Origin of the sequence: Bradyrhizobium genosp. P, from assembly GCF_049949265.1 — a bacterium.
Taxonomy (GTDB): Bacteria; Pseudomonadota; Alphaproteobacteria; order Rhizobiales; family Xanthobacteraceae; genus Bradyrhizobium.
Genome location: NZ_CP188195.1, coordinates 2733490 through 2753078, shown reverse-complemented (window position 1 = coordinate 2753078; position 19589 = coordinate 2733490). Strand labels below are relative to the sequence as shown.

General features: G+C 59.3%; 20 protein-coding genes. 10 read left to right on the top strand and 10 right to left on the bottom strand.

Features of this window, described 5'->3' with window-relative positions:
• The first annotated feature begins 639 nt into the window (after positions 1–639).
• The 4 genes from ACP2YO_RS13365 to ACP2YO_RS13350 all read left to right on the top strand — a co-directional run bounded on the left by ACP2YO_RS13365 (position 640) and on the right by ACP2YO_RS13350 (position 2620).
• Positions 640–921, top strand: coding sequence for a DUF5131 family protein (locus ACP2YO_RS13365; RefSeq protein WP_426443178.1), 282 nt, complete (start codon positions 640–642; stop codon positions 919–921).
• Positions 918–992 carry a hypothetical protein gene (locus tag ACP2YO_RS13360; protein WP_426443177.1) on the top strand — a complete coding sequence of 25 codons (75 nt, stop codon included), beginning with the start codon at positions 918–920 and terminating at the stop codon, positions 990–992. Before ACP2YO_RS13365 ends, ACP2YO_RS13360 begins: the two co-directional genes overlap by 4 nt.
• Before the next feature lie 1059 nt (positions 993–2051).
• A complete protein-coding gene (locus ACP2YO_RS13355; RefSeq protein WP_426441272.1) occupies positions 2052–2270 on the top strand; it encodes a helix-turn-helix domain-containing protein in 219 nt (72 codons plus the stop codon).
• Positions 2177–2620 (top strand): winged helix-turn-helix domain-containing protein, encoded by a 444-nt coding sequence (locus ACP2YO_RS13350; RefSeq protein ID WP_426443176.1) that lies wholly within the window; start codon positions 2177–2179, stop codon positions 2618–2620. The genes ACP2YO_RS13355 and ACP2YO_RS13350 overlap by 94 nt, the downstream gene beginning before the upstream one ends.
• Here the strand turns inward: ACP2YO_RS13350 and ACP2YO_RS13345 are convergent.
• From ACP2YO_RS13345 to ACP2YO_RS13320, 6 genes are all read right to left on the bottom strand, one after another.
• Entirely contained in the window at positions 2535–2876 is a 342-nt protein-coding gene (locus tag ACP2YO_RS13345; RefSeq protein WP_426441271.1) for a gamma-glutamyltransferase, read from the bottom strand. The two genes, ACP2YO_RS13350 and ACP2YO_RS13345, sit on opposite strands and share 86 nt — an antisense overlap.
• Positions 2854–3141, bottom strand: coding sequence for a gamma-glutamyltransferase (locus tag ACP2YO_RS13340; RefSeq protein WP_426443175.1), 288 nt, complete (start codon positions 3139–3141; stop codon positions 2854–2856). Before ACP2YO_RS13340 ends, ACP2YO_RS13345 begins: the two co-directional genes overlap by 23 nt.
• Positions 3142–4074: 933 nt before the next feature.
• Positions 4075–4875, bottom strand: a complete 801-nt coding sequence (locus ACP2YO_RS13335) for an aminotransferase class I/II-fold pyridoxal phosphate-dependent enzyme (RefSeq protein ID WP_426441270.1) — start codon at positions 4873–4875, stop codon at positions 4075–4077.
• Complete coding sequence (locus ACP2YO_RS13330) at positions 4868–5209, bottom strand: hypothetical protein (RefSeq protein WP_426441269.1); 342 nt, start codon at positions 5207–5209, stop codon at positions 4868–4870. Before ACP2YO_RS13330 ends, ACP2YO_RS13335 begins: the two co-directional genes overlap by 8 nt.
• A 40-nt stretch (positions 5210–5249) precedes the next feature.
• Complete coding sequence (locus ACP2YO_RS13325; protein ID WP_426441268.1) at positions 5250–5663, bottom strand: hypothetical protein; 414 nt, start codon at positions 5661–5663, stop codon at positions 5250–5252.
• A 1143-nt stretch (positions 5664–6806) separates the two neighbouring features.
• Positions 6807–7007, bottom strand: coding sequence for an alkaline phosphatase family protein (locus ACP2YO_RS13320; RefSeq protein WP_426443174.1), 201 nt, complete (start codon positions 7005–7007; stop codon positions 6807–6809).
• Positions 7008–7798: 791 nt separating this feature from the next.
• Here ACP2YO_RS13320 and modA point away from each other — a divergent pair.
• The 4 genes from modA (at position 7799) to hemN (ending at position 12762) form a co-directional block, all read left to right on the top strand.
• Positions 7799–8503, top strand: a complete 705-nt coding sequence (modA, locus tag ACP2YO_RS13315; RefSeq protein ID WP_426441267.1) for a molybdate ABC transporter substrate-binding protein — start codon at positions 7799–7801, stop codon at positions 8501–8503.
• A gap of 5 nt (positions 8504–8508) precedes the next feature.
• The gene (locus tag ACP2YO_RS13310; protein ID WP_426441266.1) at positions 8509–9195 is read left to right on the top strand and encodes a molybdate ABC transporter permease subunit; all 687 of its coding nucleotides are present in this window, start codon (positions 8509–8511) and stop codon (positions 9193–9195) included.
• On the top strand, positions 9192–10358 hold the full coding sequence (modC, locus tag ACP2YO_RS13305) for a molybdenum ABC transporter ATP-binding protein (RefSeq protein WP_426441265.1): 1167 nt from the start codon (positions 9192–9194) through the stop codon (positions 10356–10358). The genes ACP2YO_RS13310 and modC overlap by 4 nt, the downstream gene beginning before the upstream one ends.
• A 1069-nt stretch (positions 10359–11427) precedes the next feature.
• Positions 11428–12762 (top strand): oxygen-independent coproporphyrinogen III oxidase, encoded by a 1335-nt coding sequence (gene hemN / locus ACP2YO_RS13300; protein ID WP_426441264.1) that lies wholly within the window; start codon positions 11428–11430, stop codon positions 12760–12762.
• A 1142-nt stretch (positions 12763–13904) separates the two neighbouring features.
• Here the strand turns inward: hemN and ACP2YO_RS13295 are convergent.
• Positions 13905–14111 (bottom strand): cold-shock protein, encoded by a 207-nt coding sequence (locus tag ACP2YO_RS13295; protein ID WP_426443173.1) that lies wholly within the window; start codon positions 14109–14111, stop codon positions 13905–13907.
• A 1387-nt stretch (positions 14112–15498) separates the two neighbouring features.
• On the opposite strand from ACP2YO_RS13295, the gene ACP2YO_RS13290 reads away from it, so the two are divergent.
• Positions 15499–16053, top strand: a complete 555-nt coding sequence (locus tag ACP2YO_RS13290) for a peroxiredoxin (RefSeq protein ID WP_426441263.1) — start codon at positions 15499–15501, stop codon at positions 16051–16053.
• A gap of 5 nt (positions 16054–16058) precedes the next feature.
• On the top strand, positions 16059–16604 hold the full coding sequence (locus ACP2YO_RS13285; protein ID WP_426443172.1) for a carboxymuconolactone decarboxylase family protein: 546 nt from the start codon (positions 16059–16061) through the stop codon (positions 16602–16604).
• 211 nt (positions 16605–16815) lie between these two features.
• Here the strand turns inward: ACP2YO_RS13285 and ACP2YO_RS13280 are convergent, their stop codons facing one another.
• Genes ACP2YO_RS13280 through ACP2YO_RS13270 form a run of 3 tightly spaced genes read right to left on the bottom strand, consistent with a single transcriptional unit; the run spans position 16816 to position 19577 of the window.
• Positions 16816–17112 (bottom strand): ferredoxin family protein, encoded by a 297-nt coding sequence (locus ACP2YO_RS13280; protein ID WP_426441262.1) that lies wholly within the window; start codon positions 17110–17112, stop codon positions 16816–16818.
• Between the two features lie 36 nt (positions 17113–17148).
• Positions 17149–18456, bottom strand: a complete 1308-nt coding sequence (locus ACP2YO_RS13275) for an FAD-dependent oxidoreductase (protein ID WP_426441261.1) — start codon at positions 18454–18456, stop codon at positions 17149–17151.
• An 11-nt stretch (positions 18457–18467) separates the two neighbouring features.
• Positions 18468–19577 carry an electron transfer flavoprotein subunit alpha/FixB family protein gene (locus tag ACP2YO_RS13270; protein ID WP_426441260.1) on the bottom strand — a complete coding sequence of 370 codons (1110 nt, stop codon included), beginning with the start codon at positions 19575–19577 and terminating at the stop codon, positions 18468–18470.
• Between the last annotated feature and the right edge of the window lie 12 nt (positions 19578–19589).

The following is a 19589-nucleotide window of genomic DNA, read 5'->3' as shown; positions in this document are numbered from 1 at the left end:
TTGGCCTCTAATCTCGAGCAAGGTATCCAGCATTGCACGCACGTCATCCTCCACAACTCGAATGTCGGTGAAACCAAAGGTGGTGTGCCGAGGACCGCCTTTGGAAAGATTTAGCCCAGGATCGACGAATGGCGGCCTGAAGTCGCAGCGATAGGACGCAAAACCTATGCTAAACGCCGAACAGCGGCCTCACTATCTATGCAAGACACTCGTCGCGTTCGTGGCGCTTCGCGCTTGGCCTAAATGGGCCTCCGCATGCTAACTGAAAAGTTGAACATAGAAATTTGCCGCCGATCCCATCGCGCCTTCCTGAGTTGTGGTAGATGGTTATGTCAGGTTAAGATTGTTATCGGCGCGCAAATACTGTCCGGATCGGACAGAGACATTCACGTTCGACAGCATGTATCTTAATAGGCACAGAACGGTACGATTCGAGCGACGGCTATAGATCGCCGACTGGGTTCGCCCGGTTTTGTCCTGGAAAACATTGGCCGACCCATATCAGCCGCAACGAGATGATTTGCGCTTTTCGATTGCGCCAACGGAATGGATACTTCCCCGGGACGCCGTGCAACTTGGCCTACGCGGCGATGATAATGCGGACGCGCTTGGAGGTTCATCGCGAGAGTGTTCGGCGCGATGAAGCAAGCTCGGCTTCACACGTTCCAGGTGTTGACAAAGCGCGCGGATCGTCTTGCGGACGTAGCTGACAAGTTGCCGTGGCCGAACAATGTTTGGGTGGGCGTCAGCGTGGAGAGCCAAGATTGCCAAGATTATTTGGATCGTATGGACATTGTTCGATCCACGCCTGCTTATGTCAAATTTTTAGCTTGGAGCCATGCTCGGGCCGCTTCACCCAACTTCAACGGAATCGATTGGGCCATTGCGGGGGCGAAAGTGGGCCGGCCGCGCGCCCAATGAATTCCGATTGGGTGCGATCCATCCGCGATCGATGTGTGGAAGCAGGCGCTGCATCTCACTTCAAGCAATAGGGTGGCGTGCAGAAGAAGCAAACAGGCCACCTGTTGGAAGGCCGTACCTGGGATGAACTACCGAAGCGTCGTGTGGCCGCCTAGTAAAATCCAGCAGGCCGGACAAAAAGTGGGGCGCGCGTCGCAAAACTTCGAAGGTCTTGTGTAAAGATGACCCTCGGTTGATACCCTTCCACCAGCTACTTCACCCCGCTACTAGCGGCACGACGCGCGCCGGCTCTTCCGGGCGAAGAAGGAGCGGATACACGCCTCCGCCCGATCGGCACACCTAACCGCATGAAGATCCCACATTCTGCGGCGGACAATTCCGTCAAGGCAGGGAACTGCACGCAACTGGTAAGCAGCTGAGCAACGGCCGGGCCAATGGCCCGACGATTTCGCACACGTGCAGCCAGCTGACACAGGAAAGCGCGAGAAAGAGCTCGATTGGTACGCTGCGTACGCAACTTTATCTTTCAGTGCAGTCTCAATTGAACTACTTGAGCCATCAATGCGTGTGCCTCTTTGTATCACCTTTATTCGATGACTTGCCGGATCACCCTGCGGCCCTCATCGCAAGAATGTTATTCGAGATCCGCCAAGAGATTGGCGGTGCCTTGCGGTAGTCTCGCTACCGCTGCCCTAACGGGCGTTTCCTCCCTTGACTTGGCCGCCGGTCCCATAGGATCGGCGGTTCTCTTCGATGTTAGATCTCCTTGGTGTTAGGTCAAGATTCCCATGATTGAGGGATCATGATCGAGCTGCGCCGGAGCACCCAACGACAGAGGCAACATGTGTGACGGGGTAGAAGACTTTATGCAGCACAGAGGCGTGCAATTCATTGTTCGAGAAGCGTTGCCAGGCGAATGGCGCTACAGTTTCAAGCTTGATGGCAAGACGATCGCAGGAAAAACTCAGACCAGATTGCAGCTTCTTGCGGTGCGTCGGGTCAAGAACCGCATTAACGGTTAACTGTGTCGCAGCTCGGGGACTAATACAATCCGCTGAGGTGCTGACTCACGGCGGGCATTCCCAAATCAGAGGATCGATGATTCAACATGGCAACTGGAGCGACTTGCCATGGGCCGGCCGATTGCGGTTCGAACGGATTTTGCAGCGATTGAGGTGCGCCGGCTCGCGCGGCGGGCGAAGGACAGCGATCAGGTCCGGCGCCTTCTGGCGATCGCTGCGGTGCTCGATGGCGCATCGCGGGCGGAGGCCGCCAAGGTCGGCGGGATGGACCGGCAGACGCTTCGCGACTGGGTGATCAGATTCAACGAGCAAGGCCTGATGGTCTGATCAACGTTCCCACGCCAGGTGCGCCGGCGAAGTTCACCACGGAGCACCGAGCGTTTCTGGCGCGGATCGTGGACGAAGGGCCGACCCCGCCCATCCATGGCGTGGTGCGTTGGCGGGCCTGTGACCTGATCATGCGGCTGCATGAGGAGTTCGGCATCTCGGTGTCAGACGACACGGTCTATCGAGCCCTCAAGGACCTGGGCTTCTCACACGTCAGCGCCCGGCCGAGAGCGTACAAGCAGGATCCCGAGGCGATCGAGGCATTTAAAAAAGATTCCACGCTCGCGTGGAGGAAACGCGCAAAGGCTCTTGCCACCCTGGGCGGTAGCTCGACAGGTCTTGTTCTGTAAAACAGCCTCCCGAACGATTGGCGGCCTTCACCACTGCGGAGCCGAGTTGTCCGCCGTAGAGGTAAGGCGCTTCTCTTGCGCGCGATCTTCTCGAACGTTTCTGCAGTTCGGGTTGTTGGACAACCCGCCCGAGCGTCGCCTTCTCGGGCTCGAACACGCGCGCGAACTCAGGATAAAGATCCGAATGCTGCGAGAGTTCAGCGGAGGCCTCGCGGATCGCAGCTACCTTGAGCTCAACCAATGGAAACGCCGTCACGTGCTAGTCGTCTCGCGGGTTCGAGCGCATCCGCCAAGCTTCCCTTGCCATAGTTCTCGACAAGCTCGGACCAGCCTGAAAGACACGCGGGAAGGCCACTACCTGCGCCACCGCGCCGGAGCTTCACGCGGTCCCCCTCGTCCGGGCACTGAAAGCTCCGCGGCGGAGGTGGAACAAAGTTGAGGACTCGTGCACTCTGTTCGCTCGCGATCCAGCAGATCGCGACTCCTAGACCGGCCAGGCTCGAATTGTATGGCTCGACCACGTTAAGAGCTGCGGCGGTCGCGACGATCGCGTCGAAGGCATCCCCCCTCCCAAAGCCGCCGCGCACCAGCTTGCGCAGCCAGCGGATGCGCCGCCGCGACAACGCCGTTCAGCGACGATACGATAGGTCTGTTTCCATTCATAATCCCGGCCCCCCAAGTGCCACGATGTTCAACCAAAACGCGACCTCGCACGAAAGGGCGAGACCGTTGAAATCAAACTCCGGTACCCAGGAGCGCCGCGGCCACACAAGCACGCGGGCTCCCGCAACGCTTTCCAGCGTACAGGTGAAGTTGTCGGCGCTAATCTGCGGTATGTTAAGATCCACGCGCGGCGCGCCGCTCACCTGCAAGGCGGCTTCGCTCGCGACCTTCATCTGGGCTGGATGAGTTACCAGCGCCGGATATCGCTGGAGAGCGTCAAACTCGGAGCGACAACCGCACGCCACTACCGCGTCTCGCGAGTGTTGATCGAGGCAGAGCTCCATCCGAGCCCGCATTGTCGTCCCGAATGTTCGGGCCGCGTCGTAGATCCTTACGGCGGCTGCGATTGGGCTCATGCGTCGACTTCGACCGCCGAACGGTGTCCAACCGAAAGCACCGCGTTGTAGGACGCGGGAACTCTTCCGTCTGACAATGCTCTGCTGTGCGAAGCCATTAGCGGCACCAATGGGCAGAGCGTCCATTTCGGTGCCCAGCCTGGCGGAACGGTCGCCGAGGATGCGCCCGCTGAGTACGCCAACGACGTTGTTTCCACCGATGCGTTTGTGAGTCCCCCTGCGCCCACAGTCGATTGGCAACGAGCCTTGCCGTCGCCACTGCTTCGAACGCTAACTCGGATCGGCTGTGAATAACGTGTCGTAGCGCGATCAATTCGCCCGCATCGCTGTCCAGGTCAACGGCTGTTACCGACGATGCGGTGAACGCCGCGCTCTTCACCGCTTCGGCTCGCTTCGCAGATTGTTTGCTATGACGGTCACGGCATATGCAAGGTCGCGCCTGCTACAGGCTGCGACGAGAGACAATCGCACTTTATTTGGCATAGTGATCCCGCCGGCGTTAAAAAGGTCGCTTGAGCGTATGACAACATTATATGGGCGGACCGCCGCGATGATTTCGCGCACACTCCATTGGTCAGGCAGGCTCAGCCAGAGGTGCACGGCATTGCTCTTCGTCTGAAAATCGAAGCCCGAGAGAGTCTCCGTCGCAATCGCCTGCCTTGCGGTGACCTCGTTGCGGATGCTCGCGGCGATTTGATCTGCCGCTCCGGTTTGAAATGAGATGAGTGACGACAGCCGACGATATGCCCGGCGCAAACCAGGATGAAATGCTCTGGATGGGCTCACGCAGTCAATCAACGCACGGGCTTCAGGAGCAACGAGAAAGGCCGTCCGCAAGCCCATGCCTGTGCATTTTGAAACGCTCATGAGATACCAAGCAATATCCGGAGCAATCGACATGATGGTAGGGGGAGCGCCGGGAACGAGTTTGGCCTGAACGTCGTCCTCAATAATCGTTACTCCATACTTGCGCGCGATTCCGGCAATAGACCGACGACGACTCTCCGGCGGAATCGATGTGGTCGGATTATGGATCGTGGGATTGCAGTACAGGATCTTTGGACGATCCGTCTCGCAGACTTTGGCAAAAGCGTCCGGCAGGATACCATGCTCGTCTATCTCGATCCCGACCACGCGCGTGTCGAATACTTTACAACCCTTGGATTGTTCAAGCATAGGACATCATTTGCGTTGCAACGCAGCTCCTCGTGCCGCCCAAGCGTGGCACCAAGATTTCTAGACAGTTCTGCGTACCTCCGGTGACGAACAGCCTATCGGGGCCAGGATCAAATCCTAGGCGATGTGACAGCCATGATGCGGCAACGCTTCGCTCACCGGCGGTGCCGAAAAAGTGATGGCGTTGAATGAGATGATCGGGGTCAGGCAACTGGGGGACATGCGCAAGGGCACCTTGAATGAGGCGCTTCAAGCCCGAAATTTCCGGCGGCATGGTACGGGTCATGTCGACAGGCTGGTCGACCGAAATTGGAAGGGTCACATCCTTGCTCACTACTATCTCCTGATGGCCTCGTCGAAATCGCTCATTGCTCTTACTGCTTCGGTCCGGCTCGAGAATGGAATCCAATCTCGTTGTGCAGTCGGTGCGCCTCAAAGATAAGCTGGTGCATTTGCTCGACGGTCGCTTTGGCGCCTGATTCTCCGACAAAAAAGAAATGCCCTTCTGGCATCTCCCGATAAAGCCGCCGAGGCGGCTCACGGGTCAGCGTTCGCAAGCTGTCCCATTGGTTTGCCTTCAAAGCTGAACCGGCTGCGAGAGCACGTATCCTCTGCGCGTTGAAAAAGCTCCAGCCGGCCTGATCGCCGAGCGCGTGTCCCTCGTCAGATCTATCGGTAGGCGCGATCACCGCCGTTAGCGGACAACAAGCGAACTGGGTGGCACCTGTATCAGCCAACGAAATAAAGCAGGTCGCGTCAATGCCTCGCTTCTTGAGCCACAGATTCACGGCTACAACCGAGCGACCCGCCATACTCCACATTGCAACGATGACCGGACGCTTTGGGGTGCCTTCCAGAACCTCAGCGATAACAGTCGCAATCCATTACGCCCAGGCGTCAATGGTAAGAGTGGGTATCACTGCATCGATCACGGCGTGATCACTGGGATAAGACAGTGCGGCAAGTCCCATTCCTCGCTACTCAAGCCAGTAATTCAGAAAGTCCGATCGGGAAGACGTCGGATCACCGTACGCAATGCGCGCCAAATGCGCACCTCCTGGCAGAAAAATGACAAGAGGCTGGTCGTCGCGGCGTCGGCGCAAATATCTAAGGCCTACAACGCCATCACGGAGCACCTGCTCCTCGCCTGCAAATAAGGTTGCATTCGCTTTTTTGACTGTCATTGGTGTGCTCGGACATGATTCAGGCCGGCAGGAGCCGAATTCCCCTCTGTTCTCAATGTGTCGCTGACGGCTGTTGCCACACCTGGCCTCCCCATCCACCGTCAATGTAGATGCTGGTCCCAACGCGAACTCGTCGTAGAACCTGCGAATAAGAACCAGTCCCCGCTTCAAAAATGTCAGGCCCTGATCCTGGTAGATCCGAGGCAACCGAGGTGTCGGCAAGCGCCTCATGCAGGACACGACCGGTCATTGTATGTGGCCGCTCGATACCCATGAGGCTTAAAATCGTAGGAGCGATATCGCAGATTCCAGATGGCATAAGTGAAGTAGCCCCTGAACCGAGGAAAGCTGAACCCGCCAGCACGCCGACAGCCGCCAATTCTTTGGGATGCAGCCCGCCATGTAAGCCGGAGACCGGTTCCGCGGTCGTTGTCGTAATAGGTGCCTCCAATCAGTCCGAATGGATCGGTGTCGTCGTTCGCGCGGAATGAAAACGCGACATCTGGCGCATGGGCGACGCCGACGAGATCGAGGCCAAGTGTTCCCGGTGCGCGACCCTCGACCTCGTTCTTGGAAGCCGTGAAGACAGGCCCGCACCAGGGCTCTGACGTAATCGCTTCAACTGCTCTTACGATATTTCTGGCGTTGCGATCGGGAAGATAAATCGCGCCAACTTGACCTGGGACGACGATAGCATCAACGCCCGAGCCGGGCGCAGTTGACGTCGAAAAGCCAGCGCGACGCAGACTATCCGCTACAGAAACCCGAGTATGATTGCGCATGGTCGGAGATGACAGCAAGTTGGATGTCGTTACTCAGACCTTCAGCCTCCCACCAATCGATCACACGTCCAAGCTGTCGATCGCAGAAGGCGATGGCTTCACGTGTCTTCGCAGCACCAGTTCCGTTGAAATGAGAACAGGTGTCCGGTTCTCCGAAGGAGAGGATCGTTGCGTTTGGCTTCGACTTTGGACAGACGACCTCGAGGAACGCTGACGTAATCAGTTCCTGCGCCTCAATATCTGGCGTTCCCTGAGGGGGCGCCGGTGGCAGCGCCCCAAACCGTCCTCGATCTCCAATTTGAAAGAGTTCGGTGTACAGGCCTCAGGGAAATCGCCGGACAGACGCAGGTGGCCGAAGTCCTCTGCTTTATGATGAAAGAGCCGGGTCGTACCTGGCGTGTTTGTTGCAAGAACGGCGAGGCTCTTGCCTCGTTTGGCAATATCTCGCCCAACATGGGCGCGCTCATCAACGCCCCACCGCTTTCCAAATCCAGCTCGCGCAGTAGCTTTGCGTCTGAGGTGTCAATATAGCGTGGCGGAATTGCTGCCCGATCGAGGTATTTGTGCCGATCATCCCGTGTTGGTCGGGCGTGGCGCCCGTAACCAGGCTCGGAAATGCGGCGCGTGTTTCGCTCGAATAGTCTCGCGCGATTTGCTGCAAGCCGGACCTTGTCGGTGACATCTGTCGGCTTGCGCGAGGAGAAGGCGAAAGGACAACCGTTATCATCTTAAGCCTGCATCTTGTCTCCCACGGATGTCCGGTTGAAGCGGCCGATGTCAAAAACCCAACAAGGCGGTTCATCATTCCAGGGACCACGCCGGCACCAGTAGTCGCTTCACTCTGGTCAAGCAGGGCGCCCAACCATATTCCGCGAGCGGCACGCCAATTGCTGGGATGAGGAGCAATGAGCCGCCGCGGTCAAAGTGGTCGTAGCGGCCCCATCTCAGGAGTTTCCAATGATGCTCGCCGGATCGACCCTATCAATTCTACTGCTGCTGATGGTCGGAAATCCGGAAGCGGCAAATATCGAATTTCGCCGTCTCGAACTTGCCCATGCAGGTCAAAGAGATCGCAACGTCGTTCAAGCAGAAGAAACGGCAGATGACGATCGTGAGCTTTGGCGTCAGGAGTGTTTCGCAGACAACCGCTTCTGCCTGACCAAATTGATTGAGAATGGTCTTGCGCTTTCCGAAGGCACTTTTACCTACGCTATGGGTAAGTTCATGCTTTGGGGTTCGAGTACAAATTTCGTGAATAGAGCTGAGACGCTGAAGAAGCCCTGTTCCGTGAAACCGTCGACTTGCATTCCGGCCGCAGCATCTTATGGCCCAGCCGTGCCGCAGGCGATGAAAGCACGCGACCCCTGTGAGGCGATGCAACAGAATCTCGTCCACGAAACGACCGTTGCCCACATCTTTCAACTCGCCGAGCCTCGCAACGCGGGGCCCGGTGTTGTCGCGCTGTCGCAGTTCACAGATCGCGAAACCGATTCGCGCCGCCTAGCCCGGCAGGAGTTTTTAGATCCCTTCCGGCGGCACGCTGTGCTGTTGGAGGCAGGCATCGACAAGGGGGATGGATACGCGTTCGTTGATTTTATCAAAGGACCGGAAGCCCACGCGAACATCGCACCTCCTCGTCACGTGCGCGAAGCCTCGAGTTGACGGGCATGGCGGCTCTTTCGACAGAAATCTGGGAATCGGCGAGGCTCACGATTGAGCTCGCGAGCTTGACGACTGTGATCCTATTGCTAATCAGTACGCCGCTCGCTTGGTGGCTGGCGCGCTCGAAGACGATTTGGAGTGGCGTGGCGGCGACGATTATCGCGGTGCCGCTCGTCCTGCCGCAACCGGTGCTCGGTTTCTATCTGCTGGCCCTGCTCGGCTCGAACGGCCCCGGGGGAGTTTTCGCCTCTGCCTGGGGCGAGCGGACGCTAGCCTTCACCTTTGCAGGGCTCGTGGTCGGATCGGTTTTGTGCACGCTGCCCGTCGTAGTCCAGTCGATCCGCAAGGCCTTCGTCAGCATGGGCGATCGGCCCCTGGAGGTTGCGGCCACTCTGCGCGCCTCTCCCTTATATGCCTTCTTCACGGTCGCCGTTCCCCTGGCGCGACCGGGTTTTCTCACAGCCGCTGTGCTTGGCTTTGCGCAAACGATCTGCGCATTCGGTGTTGTGGTGATCATCGGCGGCAACATTCCGGGGCGCACCAAACTGCTGTCGGCCTTTGTCTTCGAGTATGTTCAAGCATCCCGCTGGCGCGAAGCAAGCTGGATTGCCGCCGGCATGGTGATATTCGCTTTTGCGGTGGTCCTGGCCTTGACCTTGATCGAAAAATACCATGGACGGAGAAACACGTGAGGACAGCCACACCAGGCCTGATCGAAATGGCCTTCAGCGGAAGGCCCGCTGGTTTGCAGCTCGATACGCAGTTCAGCGTACCGGCCAAAGGCGTGATCGCGATTTTTGGCCCACCACGCTGTGGCAAGACCATGATGGCGCGCTGCATCGCGGGCCTCGAGCGTCTGCCGACCGGCTTTTGCGCTGTCGATGGCGAGGTGTGGCAGGATGGGACCACGTTCCGCCCGCCGCATCTTCGCTCGATCGGGTATGTCTTCAAGGAGCCATCCCTTTTTCCGCATTTGTCGGTCAGGCGCAACTTGCTCTACGGCGCCCCGAAGCCCGAACCGAGGCCGATCGCGTTTGATGAGGTGGTCGAATTGCTTGGCATAGCGCCGCTACTCGACCATTCGCCAGCGCATCTGTCCGCCGGCGAGCGGCAGCGCGTCGCCATCGGCCGCGCGCTGTTGTCCCAGCCCAGACTGCTTGTTATGGACGAGCCGCTGGCTGCCCTGGACCGCGGTGCCAAGCGGGACGTTTTGGAACGTCTCGAGCGCCTGCCCGGAAAGTTTGCCGTGCCGATGATCTATATCAGCCATGACATGGCTGACATCGAACACCTCGCCGATCATCTTGTCATGATGGAGCACGGTCGGGTGACCGCAGCTGGACCGTTGCATAAGTTGCAGAGCGATCCGACTCTACCGCTTGCAGCCAGCCGCGAAGCCGCCGTCAGCCTTGATGCCGCGGTCGGCGGTTATGACGGCCGCTATGGGTTGCTCATCCTGCGTCTCAAGGGTGCGCGGCTGCTGGTGCCGTCCCCACCGCTTGCACCCGGGGCACGCCAGCGGCTGCGCATCGCGGCCAGCGAGGTCAGCGTGACGCGCGAAGCGCCGCGCTCAAGCTCCATCGTCAACGTCTTTCCGGCGCGCATCAAAACCTGTTGTCCGATCGACGCGGCTGAGATCACTCTGGTGCTTGCGCTTGGCACCGGCGGCTCGGGCACCGACATTTTGGCACGCATCACGCGCTTCTCCTTTGATTCACTCGGGCTCAAGGAGGGAATGGACGTATTCGCCCAGCTCAAGCACGTTTCGCTGGTCTCGACCGCTGAACCGCCACTGCAACCTGTGGCGGCTTCAATGCCAGCCGGAGATTCTGGACAGGCAAACGCCGCGGCGTGACTCGCTCGCGGATCAGATTTCGACAGAAATGGTGGCGCTTCGACAGCCGATGGAGCGTCTCGCCGGCGAGAATCTCCTGCCTGATCTGACGCTTGAACTCGGGGCGGTGCTTAGCCGTCGGACTTTCGCGCTTCGAACGCCCACGATACTGGTCAAACCTTATCCCCCGCCCAGCCCGGGAGACCCACTCCAGGTACGGCCGATCGGGCAGTTCCCGAAGCTCGTATCGAGTCCCACGCGTGAGCCAGGATGGTGATATCCGTCGAACAATCGGATCGATCTTTGATGCGCTGAGCGTGCCTGACCGCCGAGCGAAACGGCAGGCATGCATCTGACAGTTAATTCGTACCACACTGCGTGCTGAGCCAATCAGCTTCTCGGGGATGCTGACGAGCACCTCTGATACCACGGGGCAAGCTGGGGTCCAGACTGCACCCACCAAGCAAGGGTTGCGGCGAGGCAGACAGAGACTGGTCGTTGCGCGCCAGCTTATCGTGTCGGGTTGCGATACCTGAAGTCCGTCAGCCTGTTGTAGGTACTCTCGATGCGCCAACGAAGCTTATAGAGCTGCTTTGGATCGCCCAGCGGACGTTGTCTTGATCGGAAAAAGCAAGCGTATCCTCCTGATGGACGGGACTCCTCACGACACTCAGGCCCGGCCGGTCAGCTTGTTGGAGCCAAAGCCGACGCCCTGGTCATGACGTCCTTGTGTTGCAAAAGTTCTGGCTCGCAGCGCGCGGCAGTCCCAATGATCATCAAGCACCCTTTTCGCCTCGAGCGCGTCAATCCGAGCATGCAGGATTGGGCGCGAAAGGCGTCGCGCAGGTCAATCATCGACATCGCGCCCGCGTCAACAACAGTCGTGTGACAAATTCCTGTCCTCACAAATAGCAAAACGAGTGTCTGGGAGTGGCTATTGCTCCTGACATCAGCTGTCAACCGGTCACGTTAGTCTGGACATCGATGGAATGCAGGTTTGTCGACTAAAGCGGGCCGATTGACATAGCGCAAAGACACAGGAGAGCACAGCGGTCTAGGCTAATCCTGCATAAGCGTGGGACACTAACGGTTGCAAACCTCAATCTTGAAAAGATATTTCGATGCCCGCCCGCCCTGGTACACCATCTATCCAACGGTGTCGGAGTTCTCGGCGACAGTCGGCGCCAGGGCTTGTGAGGAATGGCTGAGGCGCCTGCCGACCGACGCCGCCGTGTCACTCTATCTCCACGTTCCGTTCTGCCGATCGATCTGCTGGTATTGCGGTTTCCCTACCGTCATCACTCGCCGGGATGCGCCGATCCTCAATTATTTGGTGATATTGCGCGAGGAGATCCGTTTGGTCGCGGCGCAAGCGCCGCCAGCGCTGGCGGTGGGCGACGTGCACTTCGGCGGCGGAACGCCGACCCTTATCGGGCCGGCGGAGTTCCTGGCCCTGATGGAACTCCTGCGCCGCCGCTTCACCTTCAGGAAAACGGCCGCAGTCGCCGTCGAGATCGACCCGCGCACGTTCACGATCGAGATGGCCGAAACCTTGGGAGCAGCCGGCGTGAACCGCGCGAGCCTCGGCGTGCAGAGCTTCGATCCCGTTGTTCAAAGAGCGATCAACCGGATCCAGAGTGAGGCGCAGACGATTGCCGCGGTCGAAAATCTGCGCCGGCATGGAATAAGCCACATCAACTTCGACCTCATCTTTGGCCTGCCAAATCAGACGGTGGGCTCTTGCGTCCGGACCGCGACGACGGCGGTGGCCATGCGCCCCGACCGGCTTGCGGCTTTCAGCTACGCGCACGTTCCGTCTGTCAGGAAAAATCAGCTCCTGATCGACGAGACGGTGTTGCCGGACGACAACACCCGCGCCGAACAGGCCGCGGCCGTGGCCGATACGCTGGTTGCCGCGGGCTACCGCCAAATCGGGCTCGACCATTTCGCCCTGCCGGACGACGAGCTCGCGCTGGCGCAGAAAAGCGGTCGCCTGCGGCGTAACTCCTTGGGTTACTCGGCCGACACCTGTCAAACCGTGATCGGCTTCGGCCCGTCGGCCATCGGCCGTCTCGGTGACGGTTACGTCCAGAACGAAATTGCAACGGGATCCTATACACGGCACATCAAAGCAGGCCGTCTGGCGACGTCAAAGGGCTACCATCTCACCGACGAGGACCGCGTCCGAGCCGCAATCATCGAGCGGCTGATGTGCGATTTGGAGGCCGACGTGCCGGCGATCTGTGCCGCCCACGGATTTGATCCGATCCTTTTTCTCGATTCAACTCAACGCTTAGCGGTGCTCGCCGAGGACGGGATAGTGGACATCGAAAAGGGGTTCATCCGCGTGAGACCGGAACACCGCCTAGTGGTTCGCACCGTTGCTGCCGCATTCGACGCTCATCTCGACCGCTCACCCCGCTAGCACAGCCAAGCTCGTGAGCGGATCCAAAGGCATCACCGTGCGTTGCTAGCCGATATGGCTCCAGTAAGTCGCAAGGCGACGCCGACGGCAGTTTGGCGACGTTTCCGACAGCGGCTGAGTGGCAGTGTGGTGGTTTCAACCCTTCCACGGAGCTTGGGTGCCAACCACCGCGGGTCTCCGACGCGCCAAGATCAGCCGCGGGACAGGGTACATTGCTCCTTGCTGGGTCAATCTCGGGAGAGCCGCCCGAGTCTGCGGCGGTTCAGGCACGGACATTTTGGCGCGTATCACGCGTTACTCGTTTGATTCTGGTTCGCTAGGGCAGAGACGGAATAGACGTATTCGCCCAGCTTAAGCACGTCTCGCTGGTCTCGGCGTTTGAACCGCCACTGCAAGCTATGGGGCCTCCACGCCGGCACGAGATTCCGGACAGGCAAACGCCGCGGCTTGATGCTGGCTACAGAGAGGATCAGGATCTTGATCGCCAACCTCGCAGGGACCGCCCCCGATCATGTCGCGGCAATCCTCTGGTGGCCGGAACATGACCTCGCGTGCCCGCTCGCCGACCTAGACTAGCTCTCGCGCGATCGAACGTGTGTCAATCTCCTCCTGAGAAACAAACCTCTCCAATAGGAGCCGCATTGCGCTGGACTTGCCATGTCTTCGAGAGCAGAGCGGACCGAGACTATAGGTCCGGAAAACTCACCCGCGTCCTTCGGTTGACGTCATCAGATACATTTCTCCGATCGCCCAATCTGGAGGCGTCAAGCTAACCTGCTCACGGCTCAGTACTCAGCGCCGTGGGTTCAAACTGCGTCGCGACCGACACGATGCCAAGCTGATATCGCTTTGAAGGCGCACCAAAGCGTGCCGCGATCAAAAATCACCTTTCCCAGAGCGCTCGGCTCCGGGGTACGCCGCATATCATCGAAGGTGTCCTGTCGCATTGGTCATCGGCCAAGCAACGAACGGCTGGACGGACTGAGGCTCTGGAAACTCATGAAAGAGGATGAGTCACCAAGCAGCTTCGAAACGTCCAGGAAGCCTGACGTATTGGCAGTTGAACTCAGAAGATGGCACACCATTGGCGGTCAGAATCGCCTGACCGATCCGCTGGCGTAACCGGCGGCGCAGGTCAGGCTTCAGTCGATCCGAAGGTTATCAGCCGACATCTTGCCGGAGCGGGTGGGGAGGAGCTCGTAGCTCACGCGCGCACCCTCGGCTAGAGTTGTGTGTCCGGCCTTTCGAACCGCCGCTATATGAACGAAGACGTCACCGCTGCCGTCGTCAGGCCTGATGAATCCGTACCCCTTTTCAGGATTGAACCACTTCACAATGCCTATCGCCACTTTCACGATCTCCAATAGTGCTTATAGTCGGGGTTCCATGAGCGCAGACGGCCGCCCGTTCGCGTTGAGCGTCCCTATGATCTCTCCTGCGTCGTCTCGCCTATAGCAAACTTTAAGCCAGACTTGCGGCCTTGCCAGAGGGGCGCGGTGTTTGGCCGCCAGAGCATCGCGCTTCGCCAGTCGGGCTGAGGTCGGAGCTGTTTGGACCATGGCTCCAACCCGCCATTGCCGCGACTTCGGCCGCGTTCAACACTTCGGATTACCTCGAGCAGCCGCGCGCCGTGGCGCCATAGAGGGTGATTTTCCCCACCTCGACCGAGGCGCCCTCGATCGCGCCGTCCCTTGAAGAACGTGCAGCGTCTCACAAGGAAACGTCGTCAAGCGGGTGGGGCTAGGTAATACCTCGTCGCAGCCGTCCTCTGGCAGTGTGCGCAGTGTGCGCAAATGACCTAGCGAGAGACCGAACGTCCGTTGCCGGTTACGTCAATCGCCAGCGATGGCGCTTTGGATGTGGTCCCTGTCTTCGCACGGGGAATGCGTTGCTTCTTTCGACTCTTGCCGGCCCTGGCCTCCGTTGAGGACGACAACCTGCCTTCAAACGCACGGTAATCTTCGCGGAGAGCCTGACTTCGCACCTGAACCGACTCGAGCGATCGAATAAGTTCGCGGATTCTTTCCCTCCTGGCCTCGATCATCTGGTCCTCCTGACTCCTATGCTGATTGCGCTCACTGCGCGACATCGCCTATGGGCTGGCTCATTCGGATCCGGGCCACGCGCGTTACTTAGCGAGGACGATGAATGAGATAAAATGCCCCCGTCATCCCAAATGGATTCGATTGTGTATGGCTCACCGTCAATAGCAAAAGGTATGCCTATTGGGCTGAGGTTCGGTCGGCAGTACTCCATGTTTTCGCAGGAGCGGAATCATCCCGTCAGGATCTCGTACGACGTGGACATCGCAACCTTTCGAGATTTGTCTGTTACCGAGCTCGCTCATACGGCCAACCTCCTGGCGGATCTAGTCCATCGCCTGGCGAATGATCCCGTATGGGCGGCCACTCAGGACCTTGCTTCGCGCCTCACATTCTGTCTCACGGGCGCAAATGTCATTGCCGATTTGTTCAGGGATCGGGACCCTGCGCCTGTCCTGTTGGTCGCGTGATGTGGGCGGAGCTTGGATAGCTCCGCGTCCTCAGTTCTCGTGGTCCAAGGCGGTCCGGGTTCAGGGCCCAGAGTCTCCGATGTCGCAGAATGGCTTGAACCGGCCATAACGCGAAACGAATGTTGTATTGGCGACAGTTAAACCGGGTGATCTGATGGCACATCGCTTGCTTCGCTGATGGCGAGATCATCGGCTTCCGCGCGAAGCAACCATGTGGGGATACTATGCTTGGAATTGGCAGTAAGTTACCGCCATTTGAGATCACCGGCGTGAAGCCCGGCTTTCATGTGCACAAAGAGAACGGACAGAGCGCTTTCGAGACGCTGACCGAAAAGAGCTTCCACGGGAAATGGAAAATCATCTTCTTTTATCCCAAGGACTTCACCCTTGTCTGCCCGACCGAGATCGCCGAGTTCGCGCGGCTGTCCAAGGATTTCGCCGACCGCGATGCGGTCGTGCTGGGCGGCTCGACCGACAACGAATTTTGCAAGCTTGCCTGGCGGCGCGAGCACAAGGACCTGCACCATCTGCCCATTTGGCAGTTTTCCGACACCAATGGCGCGCTTGTCGACGGCGTTGGCGTGCGCTCGCCCGAGGGTGTGGCCCATCGCTACACCTTCATTGTCGATCCAAAGAATACGATCCAGCATGTCTATGCCACCAATCTCAACGTCGGCCGCAGCCCAAAGGACACACTGCGCGTCCTGGATGCCCTGCAGACCGACGAGCTCTGCCCTTGCAACCGCGAGATCGGCGGCGAAACACTGAAAATAGCATGAGGACTATGTCGATCGAGCAGTTGAAGGACCAGATTCCGGACTTCGCCAAGGACGTCAGGCTCAACCTGACGTCGATGATGGCGGATGACACCTTGTCACCACAGAGCAAGTACGGGCTGTTGCTGGCGAGCGCGATCGCGACCCGCAATCCGATCGTGATCGCCGCAATGGACTCTGCTGCATCCGCGGTGATGACGCCAGCGGCTGTTGCGGCGGCGAAAACCGCAGCATCCGTCATGGCGATGAACAATGTCTACTACCGCTTCGTTCACCTCGCCTCCAACCCGGAATACAAAACGATGCCGGCGCGACTGCGCATGAACGCGCTGGGTAATCCCGGCGTGGAGAGAGCCGATTTCGAGCTGTGGTCGCTGTCGGTCAGCGCCATCAACGGCTGCGGTGCCTGCATGGACGCCCATGAGAAGGCGCTGCGGCAATCCGGCGTCGGCTCGGACGCAATTCAAACGACCGTACGATTTGCCGCGATCGTGCAGTCAGTTGCGGTTGCGATCGAGACGGCCTGGTCCGGCACGGCGCAAGTGGCGGAGTAATCCACCCTATCCGCAGCTTATCGCCCCGCTCTTCTCGCAGCAGGCGAGGCGTGGACGCTCATATCCACGAGCTGAATGCGCCGAGAGTACCTCGCGTCCAACCACGCGAGCATTGCTCGAATTCCGACCGCGCTCCGTACAGCAGAGTGCGACCAAACTGAGTCTGCCCGTGATCGTCTCGGTCAATGGCGATCGCACGGAGCATTCCCCTTCACCCGAACTTGAACAAGACCCCATATCCACCACGCGGATAGTCCCATTCGATGTCGCCGGTCGGCTCACCAATAACGCGACAGGTACCGCACTCCATGCAACCGTCAACGGTGATTTCGACCTGGCCCTTGTCATTGAGCTCGTAGCAGCGCGCCGGGCACGCCTTTAGGAGCGCAAGGAGCTGCGGCGAGGGCTTCGTGTGTGCCCGCACCGTGATGTGCGGACGACCGACGTCGACAAGGTAGCGGTTATAGAACAGCTTGTCCTCGACGCGCATGGGCGGCTTGACGTTCATCTTTCAGCCTCGTTGGTTGGCTTTCGAGTTTCGCGATTAGCGCCAGGCGCGGGCGAAGCGGACTGCATCGCCGAACAGGCCTCTCCAGGACCGCGCATTGACAAAGGCTCTCAACGTCAATTTCTCTTTGTCAATCTTCGGTGTACCGTCAACGCGCAGATAGGACTGCATCGCCTTGGAGACCAGTTGGGGATAGGTGAGAAAGAAGTTTTGTGAATTGGTATGCATGAGCTGTGGCATATCCTTGTACTTCTTCAGATCCTTGATCACGAAGGAGCGATCCAGCGTCTTCTTGTAACGCGCGAGATGTTCCGCGGTCATGGCGAGCCCACGAGATTTTAAGTGAAGGATGGCTTCCGCTGCGATCCGGCCAGAGGTCATCGCAAGATTGGACCCCTCGCGGTGAATCGCGTTGTTGAGCTGCGCCGCGTCGCCGACCACCACCCAGCCGTCTCCATAGAGCTGGGGGATTGCCCTGTAGCCGCCTTCAGGAATGAGGTGGGCGGAATATTCCTTGACCTCCGAGCCCTCGATCAGGGGCGCCACCGACGGATGACGCTTGAAGTGGTCGAGCAGCCCGTAGGGCGTCTCTGCGGTACGCTGGAAGTCTGAGACGAGACAGCCGATACCCACCGAAATGCACTCCTTGTTGGCATAGAGGAAGCCCATCCCGGTCATGCCGCCGGAAATGGTGCCCGCAGCTTCGATCACAACGCCTTCGTCGCCCCTCAGATTGAACCGCGCCTCGATGGTCTCGCGCGGCAAGAAGTGCATTTCCTTCACCGCGAGCGCCACGTTGTCGGGCTTGGGGCGCTCGCGCAGGCGCGCGCGCGTGCCAAGCAGGCCATTAACGCCTTCGGCCAGCACCACGACATCTGCGTGGATTTCGCCGTCCTGGCGATCTGTACGGATACCGATGACTTTCCCATAGGTGTCCTGCACAAGCTCAGTGACGGTGGTCTCGCACAGCACGGTCGCGCCGGCCTGGCGCACCTTTGAGGAGAACCATTTGTCGAACTGCGCGCGGATGATGGTGTATCGGTTCGGCCGCTCCTCGTTGAAGTCGTCGGAGCGGTAGTGCACGCCGACATGGGAGCGATGATCCATCATCCAGAACCGTTGCTCGACCACATGACGTTCGAGCGGCGCGTCGTCGCGGAAGTCCGAGATCAGCTGTTCCAGCATGTCGGCATAAAGGATTGCACCCTGCACGTTCTTCGATCCGGCATATTCGCCGCGCTCGAGCTGCAACACCTTCAGACCGCGCTTGGCCATGGTCAGTGCCGCCGCATTGCCGGCCATGCCGGCGCCGACCACGATTGCATCGAACCTCTCCTCGATCATGACAACCACCTCTAGCTCGCGACCAGGTCGCGCGACTGCGGCGAAAGCCGCGCGCGAAATGCGTCCGTCAGCGCCGGTAGCAACTGCATGGCGTCACTGACGATGGCGATATGGGCGAAGTCGAAGATCGGCGCATTCTTGTCGGTATTGATGCCGACGATCAGATCGGCGCCCTCGACGCCGACCCGATGCTGGATTGCGCCAGAAACGCCGGCGGCGATATAGAGCTTTGGCCGGATCGTCTTGCCCGTCTGGCCAATCTGCCGGTCGGAGGTGACCCATCCCTTCTGCACGAGCGGACGGGAACAGCCATATTCGGCGCCGAGCACCGTGGCGAGCTGGCGCACAAGCTGAAAATTGTCAGGTGATCCGAGCCCGAGCCCGCCGGCGACCACGACGTCGGCATAGGCGAGATTGGACTTGGCGGAATCACGATCCGGGACAAACGACAACACCTTGGTGACGATGTCGTCTTCGACCAGGCCGAGCGGATGGATGATGATGCGGCCGGGATCGCACACGACACGCGCGGGCATCGGCATCACGCGCGGGCGGACGGTTGCCATTTGCGGCCGGTAATTCAACGTATAGATCGTGCAGAGCAGCGAGCCGCCAAAGGTCGGACGGGTGGCTGCAAGCGAACCGTCCGCGTCGACGTCGAGGTCGGTGCAGTCGGCGGTGAGCCCCGTCAGGAGTGTCGTGGCGACCGATCCCGCCAGATCGCGACCGAGCGTTGTGGCACCCAACAGCAGGATCTCGGGCTTGTAGATGCCGACGAGATCAGCCAGCGCCTTGGTGTAGGGCTCGTTGCGATACTCCGACAGCACATTGTCAGCCACAAGATAGCTCAGGTCGGCGCCGTAGCAGAAGGATTCCAGCGCGGCGTTGCGCGTGGCCTCACCCTCAGGGCCGACGATCACGGCGGCGAGACCAACCTTCAACTTGTCGGCAAGCTTGCGGCCCGCACCCATGAGCTCCCAGGAGACGGGATGCACATGCCCGCGCTCCTGCTCGACGAAGACCCAGACATGTTTGTAGGCCTTGAACCGATCCGGTAATTCCTTCTTGATTGCTGCACGGCCGCTTGCGGCTGAAGTGGGAGCGTTGATGACGTTGCTCATGTCTTTGCATTC

Bases quoted from the DNA above. Each gene is read 5' to 3' on its own strand.
- modA (WP_426441267.1), top strand. From the start codon at position 7,799: ATGATGCTCGCCGGATCGACCCTATCAATTCTACTGCTGCTGATGGTC.
- ACP2YO_RS13365 (WP_426443178.1), top strand. From the start codon at position 640: ATGAAGCAAGCTCGGCTTCACACGTTCCAGGTGTTGACAAAGCGCGCG.
- ACP2YO_RS13275 (WP_426441261.1), bottom strand. From the start codon at position 18,456: ATGATCGAGGAGAGGTTCGATGCAATCGTGGTCGGCGCCGGCATGGCC.
- ACP2YO_RS13290 (WP_426441263.1), top strand. From the start codon at position 15,499: ATGCTTGGAATTGGCAGTAAGTTACCGCCATTTGAGATCACCGGCGTG.
- ACP2YO_RS13285 (WP_426443172.1), top strand. From the start codon at position 16,059: ATGTCGATCGAGCAGTTGAAGGACCAGATTCCGGACTTCGCCAAGGAC.
- ACP2YO_RS13270 (WP_426441260.1), bottom strand. From the start codon at position 19,577: ATGAGCAACGTCATCAACGCTCCCACTTCAGCCGCAAGCGGCCGTGCA.
- ACP2YO_RS13310 (WP_426441266.1), top strand. From the start codon at position 8,509: ATGGCGGCTCTTTCGACAGAAATCTGGGAATCGGCGAGGCTCACGATT.
- ACP2YO_RS13280 (WP_426441262.1), bottom strand. From the start codon at position 17,112: ATGAACGTCAAGCCGCCCATGCGCGTCGAGGACAAGCTGTTCTATAAC.
- ACP2YO_RS13335 (WP_426441270.1), bottom strand. From the start codon at position 4,875: ATGCTTGAACAATCCAAGGGTTGTAAAGTATTCGACACGCGCGTGGTC.
- ACP2YO_RS13355 (WP_426441272.1), top strand. From the start codon at position 2,052: ATGGGCCGGCCGATTGCGGTTCGAACGGATTTTGCAGCGATTGAGGTG.